Origin of the sequence: Nocardioides sp. (assembly GCF_035703625.1) — a bacterium.
In the GTDB taxonomy this organism is placed as follows: Bacteria; Actinomycetota; Actinomycetes; order Propionibacteriales; family Nocardioidaceae; genus Nocardioides.
On the sequence record NZ_DASSXS010000167.1, the window covers coordinates 1 to 9998 of the forward strand.

The following is a 9998-nucleotide window of genomic DNA, read 5'->3' on the forward strand; positions in this document are numbered from 1 at the left end:
GACACCTCGCGTGACTTCCTCGACGAGAACGGCGACAACCTGATCCGGCTCGGCGAGGTCAGCGCGGCCCAGCTGCGCGTCTTCGCGAAGTACGCCCCCGAGTACCCCTGCCTCACCGGAGGCATCGTCACGGCCGGCAAGATGCAGGCCGAGGCCTTCCGCGGCTTCACCCTGCACATCGTGCTCGAGCAGCTGCCCCACCAGCCGCGCGGCTACAGCCCGGCGGACAGCCCCCGGTTCGGCGAGACCCGGGGCCCGAACTGCCTGCACCTGCCCTCGCCGCCTTGGTCCCAGTCCAACCCGGTCCGCCACCAGCCGAACATGGACGACGGCGTCGACTCGCCCACCGGCAAGGGCACCAGCCGGGTCGCCCCGGGCTACAACCACAGGACGACCGGCTTCGGCTTCGCCGGCAGCAGCTCGGAGACCGCCATGCTCAACTCGCTCCTCGGGCCGGCCCTGGGGGTCTCGGCCCAGGACGTCCCCGACCTCGGCGCGCTGCTGGTGGCGCCCATGGCACGTGGTGCGGAGGTGAGCCTTCGATGAAGATGCTCGACAAGCAGACCGCTTTCGACCTGACCAAGCTGGTGATCTTCATCGTGGTCACCACGATCGCGACCGGCCTCCTGGTGGTGACCATCGGGAACGTCTCGTTCTCCGGCACCAAGGAGTACAAGGCCGAGTTCGTCGACGCCACCGGCGTGGTCAAGGGCGACGACATCCGGATCGCCGGCGTCAAGGTCGGCTCCGTGAGCGATGTCGAGATCATCGACCGCACGCGCGCCCTCGTCACCTTCGAGGTCGAGGACGACTCCCCGGTGACCGGGGCGACCAACGCGGAGATCCGCTTCCGCAACCTCGTCGGCCAGCGCTACATCACCCTCACCCGCGGCATCGGCGACACCGAGCCGCTCGACGAGGGCTCCACCATCCCGGTGGAGAAGACCTCGCCCGCGCTCGACCTGACCGTGCTCTTCAACGGCTTCAAGCCGCTCTTCCAGGCGCTGTCGCCGGCCGACCTGAACAAGCTCTCCTTCGAGATCATCCAGGTGTTCCAGGGCGAGGGCGGCACTCTCGAGAGCCTCCTCGACCACACCGCGTCGGTGACCCAGACGCTGGCGGCCCGCGACCAGGTGATCGGCGACCTGATCGAGAACCTCAACGACGTGCTGGACCACATCGGCGACCGCGACGACCAGCTCAACGAGCTGATCCGCTCCTTCCAGATCTTCATCGGCGGCCTGAAGAGTGACCGGCAGGCCATCCTGGGCTCCCTCGACCAGATCTCGGAGCTCTCGGTGCAGACCGCCGACCTGGTGGACGGCATCCGGGAGCCGTTCGTCGACGACATCCGGGAGCTGCGCGAGACCGCCGGCAACCTCGACAAGAACAAGGCCGAGCTCGACCGCGCGCTGCAGGTCCTCCCCATCAAGCTGAACAAGGTGGGCCGCACCGCGATCTACGGCTCGTGGTTCAACTTCTACCTCTGTGAGTACAGCGGCCAGATCCGGGTGGGTGGCCAGCGACTCACCATCCCCGCCCAGCAAGTCGGCTCGGAAAGGTGCAACCTGCCGTGAGCACCCCCTTCCGTCAGCGCAACCCCGTGATCATCGGGGCGGTGAGCCTTGCCGTCATCGCCGCGATGATCCTGGCCGCCTTCCGCGCCCAGGACCTGCCGCTCATCGGCGGCGGTGACGTCTACTACGCCTCGTTCAGCGAGTCCGGTGGCCTCAAGGCCAACGACGAGGTCCGGATCGCCGGTGTCCGCGTGGGCAAGGTGGAGGCCGTGGAGCTCGAGGGCGACCACGTCCGGGTCACCTTCCGGGTCGACGGTGGCGAGGAGTTCGGCTCCGAGACCGCTGCGGCGATCAAGATCAAGACGCTCCTCGGCGCCATGTACCTCTCGCTCCTGCCGGCCGGTTCCGGGCAGATGGAGGAGGAGAGCGAGATTCCCGTCGAGCGGACCCAGTCGCCGTACGACGTCGTGGAGGCGTTCTCCGGCCTCGCCGAGACCTCCGAGCGGATCGACACCGACCAGCTGGCGAAGGGCCTGACGACCCTGGCCGACCTCACCCGCAACACCCCGGAGGAGTTCCGCCGGGCCCTCGACGGGGTGTCGGCGCTGTCCGCCAACGTCGCGGCGCGCGACGAGCAGATCAACCAGCTGCTGGGGAACCTCGAGCGGGTCTCGAAGGTGCTCGATGCGCGCGACACCGACCTCATCGCGCTGATGCGTGACTCCCGGGTGCTGTTCGAGGCGCTCGTGAAGCGCCGTGAGGCCATCCACAACCTCTTGGTGTCGACGTCGCGGCTGTCGCGGGAGCTGACGCTCCTGGTCCAGCAGAGCCGCGCCGACCTCAAGCCGGCCCTGACCCATCTGGAGAACGTTGTCGCGGTGCTCAACAAGAACGAGGACAACATCGACAACAGCCTGCGGCTGATGGCCCCCTTCTACCGGGTGTTCGCCAACACCCTCGGGACCGGGCCGTGGTTCGACACCTACATCCAGAACCTCCCGCCCGCCCCGGAGGTGTCGCCGTGAGCATGCTCAAGCGGCTCCTCATCCCCGGACTCATCGTGGCCCTGCTGGCTGCGGCCGCGCTCGTGATGTTCCAGAGCGAGGAGCGCAAGACCCTCACGGCCCACTTCCCGCGGACCGTCTCCATCTACGAGGGCAGCGACGTGCGTGTCCTCGGCGTGCCGGTCGGGAACGTCGACACGGTCACCCCGTCGGGCACCGACGTGGTGGTGACCATGTCCTACGACGCGGCGACCAAGGTTCCGGCTGACGCCAAGGCTGTCATCGTGGCCCCCTCGGTGGTCGGCGACCGCTTCGTCCAGCTCACCCCCGCCTACGACGGCAGCGGCGAGGTGCTGGCCAGTGGCGAGACGCTCGATCAGGAGCAGACCGCGGTGCCGCTCGAGCTGGACCAGATCTACGACAGCCTCGACGAGCTGAACGTCGCGCTGGGCCCGACCGGAGCCAACCGCAACGGCGCCCTCAGCGACCTGCTGGAGACCACGGCCAAGAACTTCGGCGGCCAGGGCGAGCAGTTCCACCAGACGATCGAGGACTTCGGGAAGTTCAGCCAGACCCTCGAGAACAACAAGGAAGAGCTCTTCGGCTCCTTCGCGGCCCTGCAGGGCTTCATCGGCACGCTGGCCAAGAACGACCGGACCGTGCGCCAGTTCAACGAGTCGATGGCCCAGGTCTCGACGCTGCTCGCCGGCGAGCGGGAGGAGCTGCGGGCCTCGCTCAAGAACCTCGCGGTGGCGATGGGCGAGGTGTCCACCTTCGTCCAGGAGAACCGCGCGATCCTCGGCCGCAACATCGAGGGTCTCAACCGGGTGGCTCGGGTGCTGGTCAAGCAGCGCGGTGCTCTCGACGAGATCCTCAGTGCCGCGCCGCTGGCCCTCAACAACCTCTACATGACCTACAACCCGCAGGCCGGCACCCTCGACACCCGCTCCAATCAGGGCGAGACCCCGGGCCAGATCGCCGCCGACCCCGCGGCCTTCCTGTGCGGTATCGCCGGGCAGGTCGACGACTCGGGCGAGTTCTGCAACGAGATCCGGCAGGCCGGATTCCCGCGCGCGGCCGCCTTCGGCGGCCAGGCGGGCGGTACCTGGCAGGACCAGTTCGACCCGACCCTGGGCGGCCTCGTGGAGGTGCAGCGATGAACACGCTCAAGCGCCGGTTCAAGGCCCTCTTCCTGATGATCGCGGCGTCGGTCGTGCTCAGCGGATGTGACTTCGACGTCTACGAGCTGCCCCTGCCGGGTGGCACGGACGTCGGCGACAACCCGATGACGGTCACCGTGATGTTCGACGACGTCCTCGACCTGGTGCCCAAGTCCACGGTCAAGGTCAACGACGTCAGCGTCGGGCAGGTGAGCGACGTCCAGCTCGACGGGTACGTCGCCAAGGTCACCCTCGAGCTGCAGGACGACGTGGATCTCCCCGACGACGCGGTGGCGCAGATCCGGCAGACCAGCCTCCTCGGCGAGAAGTTCGTGTCGCTGAGCCCGCCCTCCGACGGCGGCAGCAGCGAGCCGCTGGAGAGCGGCGACGTGATCGGGCTGGAGGACAGCGGCCGCAACCCCGAGGTCGAGGAAGTCCTCGGCGCGCTCAGCCTGCTCCTCAACGGCGGTGGAGTGGGCCAGCTGCAGACCATCAACCGCGAGCTCAACAACGCGCTCGAAGGCCGTGAGGACTCCGCCCGGTCCGTGTTCCGCCAGATCGAACAGCTGATGGGACAGTTCGACCGGCACAAGGGCGACATCGTCGACGCCATCGAGTCGCTCAACCGGCTGGCGATCGCGACCAAGGCCCAGCTCCCCACCATCGACGCGACCCTCGAGGAGCTGCCGAGCGCTCTGCGGACCATCGACGCCCAGCGCGGCGACCTGGTCAAGATGCTCAAGGCGCTCAACGAGCTCGGAGATGTCGGGATCCGCGTGATCAAGGCGTCGAAGGACTCCACGATCGAGTCGTTCCGCCAGCTGGTGCCCATCCTGACCGAGCTCTCCAACACAGGCGACAACTTCGCGAAGTCGTTCCACGTCTTCCTCACCTATCCGTTCGTCGACGAGGTCGTCGGCCGTGACCCGCAGGTTGCCCGCAACCTGCACATGGGCGACTACACCAACCTCTCGGTCCAGCTCGACGTCGCGCTGCCCGCTCCCGGCGGAGGCGGCGGTGGGCCGATCGAGACCGACCCGGCCATCGTGTGCACGACCCTGGCCGAGCTGCCGGACAACCCCACACAGCAGGAGCTGCAGGAGCTGTGCGATCGTGCGGCCGACAGGCTCCGCCGGTGCGTCAACAACCCGTCGGTCAAGAACTGTCGGGGCATCCCGGACGTACTCGTGCAGCGGGTCTGTCAGGAGCAGCAGGCCGACCCGTTCTGCGAGAACGTGCCGGACCTTCCCGTGCCGGTGCCGGGCGGGGACGGGTCCAACCAGGGCGGCGGTCTCCCGCCGATCCCCGGCCTGCCTCGTGTCGGCTACGGGCCGACCGACGGCGCCACAGTCCGAGGACCCACCATGGGTGACCTGATGGAGGCCTACGATCCCGACCTCGTGGCCCTCCTCGTCCCGGGGATGGTGACCCGATGATCACGAGACGCACCAAGATCCAGCTGCTGGTCTTCGTCCTGATCACCGTCATCGGTGTGACGTACGTCGGTGCCCGCTACGCGCGCCTGGACCGACTGATCGTGGACGACTCCTACAGTGTCGTGGCGCACTTCCCGGACTCCGGCGGCATCTTCGCCGGCGGCGAGGTGACCTACCGAGGCGTCCGCGTCGGCGAGGTCAGCTCGCTCGAGCTGACCGACAGTGGCGTCGACCTCATTCTCGACATCGAGAAGGACTTCGACACGATCCCGGCCGACACCCTGGCCGTCGTCGGCAACCGGTCGGCGGTCGGCGAGCAGTACGTCGAGCTCCAGCCGCAGGCCGACAGCGAGCCCTACCTGACCGACGACTCCGAGATCGACACCGAGAACACCCGGACGCCGATCAAGGTCGAGACCCTGCTGACCAACCTCTCCAACACCGTGGAGTCGGTCGACAAGCAGGCCCTCAAGACGACGGTCACCGAGATGGGGAAGGCGTTCGAGGGCACCGGCCAGGACCTGGGCCGGATCATCGACTCCGGCAACTCCTTCATCGAGGATGCCAACGCCAACTTCGACGTCACCACCGCCCTGATCCGCGACAGCAACACCGTGCTCACCGGACAGCTCGCCAAGGCGAGCGCGATCCGGACCTTCGCGCGGAACCTGCAGCTGTTCAGCTCGACGCTGGCCGGTGCCGATGGCGACCTGCGCACGGTGATCGACAGCGGATCGGTGACCGCCAACGAGCTGCGGACGTTCATCGAGGACAACGAGGTCCAGCTGGGCGAGCTGGTCAACCGTCTGGTGACCACCGGCGAGGTCGTCGTCCAGCATCTCGATGGCATCGAGCAGATCCTCGTGATCTACCCGTACGTGGTCGAGGGCGGCTTCACCGTCGTCTCGAAGTCGCCGAACGGCTTCTACGACGCACACTTCGGAATGGTCCTGACCAACGAGCCGCACGTCTGCAACGAGGGCTACGAGGGCAGCAACGTGCGATCGCCGCACAACGGCCGCAACGCCCCGATGAACATGGAGGCGCACTGCGCTGAGCCCGCGGCCCAGAGCAACGCCCGTGGTGCCCAGCACGCGCCCCAGCGGGCCGGGTCGGCGTACCGCGCCCCTGTGGTGGCGTCCTACGATCCGGACAGTCACCGCCTTCACTGGGGCAGCAAGGTTCCGGGCGGGTTGAGCTCCCCGGGTACGTTGGCCCCGCGGACACTTGGAGAGGAGTCGTGGAAGTGGCTGTTCCTTCAGCCCCTGATGAGCCAGGACTGACGAACAGCGACCCCCACGAACGCTCCTCTGCCCCAGCCCTCCGGCTGGCCCTGCTCGGCGTGCTCGTGGTCGCCCTGCTCGTGTCCGCGGGCGTCCTGATCTGGCTTCTTGCGGACCGGCGCGGCGAGGCGGAGGAGCTCCAGTCGCAGCGGGAGACCGTGATGGCCCAGAGTGAGCAGTTCATGCTGCGGACCGGCACCTTCGGGCCGGACATGCTCGACGAGCAGAACGGCATGCCCGAGTACCGCGAACAGGTCAAGGCGGTCATCACGCCCAAGTTCGCCACCTCCTTCGACAAGCAGGCGGTCGCGGCCGAGCAGCTCGTCGCCCAGGGTGGCGTGTCGCGCGAGGCGGAGGTCTTCGCCACCGGTGTCGCGGTGATGGACGAGGACTCCGCGACCGCGCTGGTGGCGGGCTCGTTCACCGACTCCTTCCCGCAGGGCAAGAGTGGCGAGACCGTGGCCGCCGAGCCGGTTCCGTTCCGCATGGAGGTGGACCTGGTCAAGACCGAGGGAGAGTGGCTCGTCGACGACTTCACCCCGGTCACGGGGGAGGAGGGCCAGTGAACCCCGGCCTGACCCCGAGCCTCTACGACCTGCTCGACGTGGAGCAGGACGCCTCCGACGCCGAGATCCGGGCAGCGTGGAAGGCCTCGATCGCCGACCTCGACCCGACCGATCGCCGGTTCCGGGCCTACAACCAGGCGGCGGAGGTGCTGCTCGACCCGGACAAGCGAGCGGCCTACGACGCCCAGCTCGCCGCTCCCGAGGACGATGGCCCTGAGCCAGGACCGGCGGCTCAGCCTTCCGGGCCCACCCCGGCGGAGACGGCGACGGAGCCGACGCACGGCCCCAGCCGTCCCGGGGCGGGCGCTCGGTTCGCCGAGCTGAGGCGGAGACTGACCGGGCCGAGGGCCGGCGAGCCCCGGACCACGTCGTCATCGCCGGGCCGACAGGTTCCCCTCTGGCTCCTGATCGGCCTGGCCGTGGTGGTGGCCGCGCTGATCGCCGGGGTCGTCTACTTCGCCAACCAGCCCTCCGACACCGAGGTGGAGGAGGCAACGCGAGCGGCGCAGAGCGCCGCGGAGCGGGCCGTCGTCCCCGTGCTCTCCTACGACGCCGAGACGCTCGAGGAGGACCAGGCGGAGGCCCAGCGCCAGATGACCTCGGACTACCGCGAGGAGTACGACAAGCTCTTCGAGGCGATCAAGGACAACGCCCCGCGGACCGGGACCGTGGTCCAGGCGGAACCGCCCCTGGCATCGGGGATCGTGCGCTCGGGCGAGGACCGGGTGCAGATCCTGCTCTTCGTCGACCGGGCGACCACCAACAAGGCGCGGCCCGAACCCGTCGTCTTCCGGGACCAGGTCACCGTCACCATGCAGCGGGTGGGCGGCGACTGGCTGGTCGACGATCTCGAGACGTCGCCCGTCGCCCCCTAGGCACCTCGCCGCCGCGCCGCAGGCAGGGCCGCGACGCCGGGCCGAGTCCCCGCGAGTTGCTTGACGCGGGGCGCCCGCAACGTTCATCATCGACGTCACGGCTGGTCAGTGCGACCGGATCCAGCGGCCAGTTTGTGGTGCGCCCACGCATCGGCTAGGGTTGGTCTTTGCGCCTCTCCTCAGATGCCTTCTCGGCCTGCCCGGTGGCCGGTTGGTGGTGGGCTGGCGCCACTCCCAGAGCGACCCTCAGAAGGACACCTCTTGGCCGCGCGCACCGCCACTGCCCCTTCCAAGGTGAACAGCCACCGCATCTCTTTCGCGAAGATCAAGGAACCACTCGAGGTTCCGCAGCTCCTCTCCCTCCAGACCAGCAGCTTCGACTGGCTGATCGGCAACGACAGCTGGAACGCCGCCGTCGAGCGTCGCCGCAGCGAGGGCGAGGACGTCTCCGAGAAGTCCGGTCTGCAGGAGATCTTCGAGGAGATCTCCCCGATCGAGGACTTCTCCGAGACGATGTCGCTGTCGTTCGAGAACCCCGTGTTCTACGACCCCAAGTACACCGTGGACGAGTGCAAGGAGAAGGACTTCACCTACTCCGCCCCGCTCTACGTGTCGGCCGAGTTCACCAACAACGACACCGGTGAGATCAAGGGCCAGACGGTCTTCATGGGCGACTTCCCGCTGATGACCGACAAGGGCACCTTCATCATCAACGGCACCGAGCGGGTCGTCGTCTCCCAGCTGGTGCGTTCGCCTGGCGTCTACTTCGAGCGCACGGCGGACAAGACGTCCGACAAGGACATCTACACCGCCAAGCTGATCCCCTCGCGCGGCGCCTGGCTCGAGTTCGAGATCGACAAGCGCGACCTCGTCGGCGTACGCCTCGACCGCAAGCGCAAGCAGAACGTCACGGTGCTGCTCAAGGCCCTCGGCTGGACCAACGAGCAGATCCGCGAGGAGTTCGGCGAGTTCGAGTCGATGATGCTGACCCTCGAGAAGGATCACACGGAGACGCAGAAGGACGCGCTGCTCGACATCTACCGCAAGCTCCGTCCGGGCGAGCCGCCCACGGAGGAGGCGGCCCAGACGCTGCTCAACAACTACTACTTCAACCCCAAGCGCTACGACCTGGCCAAGGTCGGTCGCTACAAGATCAACAAGAAGCTGGGGCTGACCGAGGCCTTCGACCAGCAGACGCTGACCGTCGACGACATCGTCGCCGCGATCAAGTACATCGTCTCGCTGCACGACGGCCGCACCGAGGTGGAGTCGGCCCAGGGCCCGCTCGACATCGCCTCCGACGACATCGACCACTTCGGCAACCGCCGCATGCGCACCGTCGGCGAGCTGATCCAGAACCAGCTCCGCACCGGCCTCGCCCGGATGGAGCGGGTGGTCCGCGAGCGGATGACGACCCAGGACGTCGAGGCGATCACGCCCCAGTCGCTGATCAACATCCGCCCGGTCGTCGCGGCGCTGAAGGAGTTCTTCGGCACCTCGCAGCTCTCGCAGTTCATGGACCAGACCAACCCGATCGCCGGCCTGACGCACAAGCGTCGCCTGTCGGCGCTCGGCCCCGGCGGTCTCTCCCGCGACCGCGCCGGCATGGAGGTCCGCGACGTCCACCACTCGCACTACGGCCGGATGTGCCCGATCGAGACCCCTGAAGGTCCCAACATCGGTCTGATCGGCTCGCTCGCGTCCTACGGGCGGATCAACCCGTTCGGGTTCGTCGAGACGCCGTACCGCAAGGTCAAGAACGGCAAGGTCACCGACGAGGTCCACTACCTCACCGCCGACGACGAGGACCGCTTCGTCATCGCGCAGGCCAACGCCGCGCTCGACGACAAGGGCCGCTTCACCGAGGAGCGGGTCCTGGTCCGGCAGCGGCACGGTGAGGTCGACGCGATCCTCGCCGACGAGGTCGACTACATGGACGTGTCGCCGCGCCAGATGGTGTCGGTCGCGACCGCGCTGATCCCGTTCCTCGAGCACGACGACGCCAACCGCGCGCTCATGGGCGCCAACATGCAGCGCCAGGCGGTGCCGCTCATCAAGAGCGACTCGCCGCTGGTCGGCACCGGCATGGAGTACCGCGCCGCGGTCGACGCCGGCGACGTCGTGGTCGCCGCCAAGGCGGGAGTCGTCAAGGAGGTG

At 68.1% G+C, this 9998-nt stretch carries 8 protein-coding genes and 1 pseudogene; all 9 read left to right on the plus strand.

Going from position 1 to position 9998, the window contains the following annotated elements:
- A partial coding sequence (locus VFN12_RS08215) for an MCE family protein (RefSeq protein ID WP_325118153.1) occupies positions 1–546 on the plus strand: 546 nt, incomplete at its 5' end.
- Positions 543–1577, plus strand: coding sequence for an MlaD family protein (locus VFN12_RS08220; protein WP_325118154.1), 1035 nt, complete (start codon positions 543–545; stop codon positions 1575–1577). The genes VFN12_RS08215 and VFN12_RS08220, both read left to right, overlap by 4 nt.
- Positions 1574–2542, plus strand: a complete 969-nt coding sequence (locus tag VFN12_RS08225) for an MCE family protein (RefSeq protein WP_325118155.1) — start codon at positions 1574–1576, stop codon at positions 2540–2542. Before VFN12_RS08220 ends, VFN12_RS08225 begins: the two co-directional genes overlap by 4 nt.
- A 2-nt stretch (positions 2543–2544) precedes the next feature.
- Entirely contained in the window at positions 2545–3681 is a 1137-nt protein-coding gene (locus tag VFN12_RS08230; RefSeq protein ID WP_325118161.1) for an MCE family protein, read from the plus strand.
- The gene (locus tag VFN12_RS08235) at positions 3678–5117 is read left to right on the plus strand and encodes an MCE family protein (protein WP_325118157.1); all 1440 of its coding nucleotides are present in this window, start codon (positions 3678–3680) and stop codon (positions 5115–5117) included. The genes VFN12_RS08230 and VFN12_RS08235 overlap by 4 nt, the downstream gene beginning before the upstream one ends.
- On the plus strand, positions 5114–6400 hold the full coding sequence (locus VFN12_RS08240) for an MlaD family protein (RefSeq protein ID WP_325118158.1): 1287 nt from the start codon (positions 5114–5116) through the stop codon (positions 6398–6400). The genes VFN12_RS08235 and VFN12_RS08240 overlap by 4 nt, the downstream gene beginning before the upstream one ends.
- The gene (locus VFN12_RS08245; RefSeq protein ID WP_325118159.1) at positions 6364–6966 is read left to right on the plus strand and encodes a hypothetical protein; all 603 of its coding nucleotides are present in this window, start codon (positions 6364–6366) and stop codon (positions 6964–6966) included. Before VFN12_RS08240 ends, VFN12_RS08245 begins: the two co-directional genes overlap by 37 nt.
- Positions 6963–7841: a DnaJ domain-containing protein gene (locus VFN12_RS08250; RefSeq protein ID WP_325118160.1), complete on the plus strand. Its 879-nt coding sequence runs from the start codon at positions 6963–6965 to the stop codon at positions 7839–7841. The genes VFN12_RS08245 and VFN12_RS08250 overlap by 4 nt, the downstream gene beginning before the upstream one ends.
- Before the next feature lie 261 nt (positions 7842–8102).
- Positions 8103–9998: pseudogene (locus tag VFN12_RS08255) on the plus strand (DNA-directed RNA polymerase subunit beta); the annotation flags it as partial.

Bases quoted from the DNA above. Each gene is read 5' to 3' on its own strand.
- VFN12_RS08220 (WP_325118154.1), top strand. From the start codon at position 543: ATGAAGATGCTCGACAAGCAGACCGCTTTCGACCTGACCAAGCTGGTG.
- VFN12_RS08230 (WP_325118161.1), top strand. From the start codon at position 2,545: ATGCTCAAGCGGCTCCTCATCCCCGGACTCATCGTGGCCCTGCTGGCT.
- VFN12_RS08235 (WP_325118157.1), top strand. From the start codon at position 3,678: ATGAACACGCTCAAGCGCCGGTTCAAGGCCCTCTTCCTGATGATCGCG.
- VFN12_RS08240 (WP_325118158.1), top strand. From the start codon at position 5,114: ATGATCACGAGACGCACCAAGATCCAGCTGCTGGTCTTCGTCCTGATC.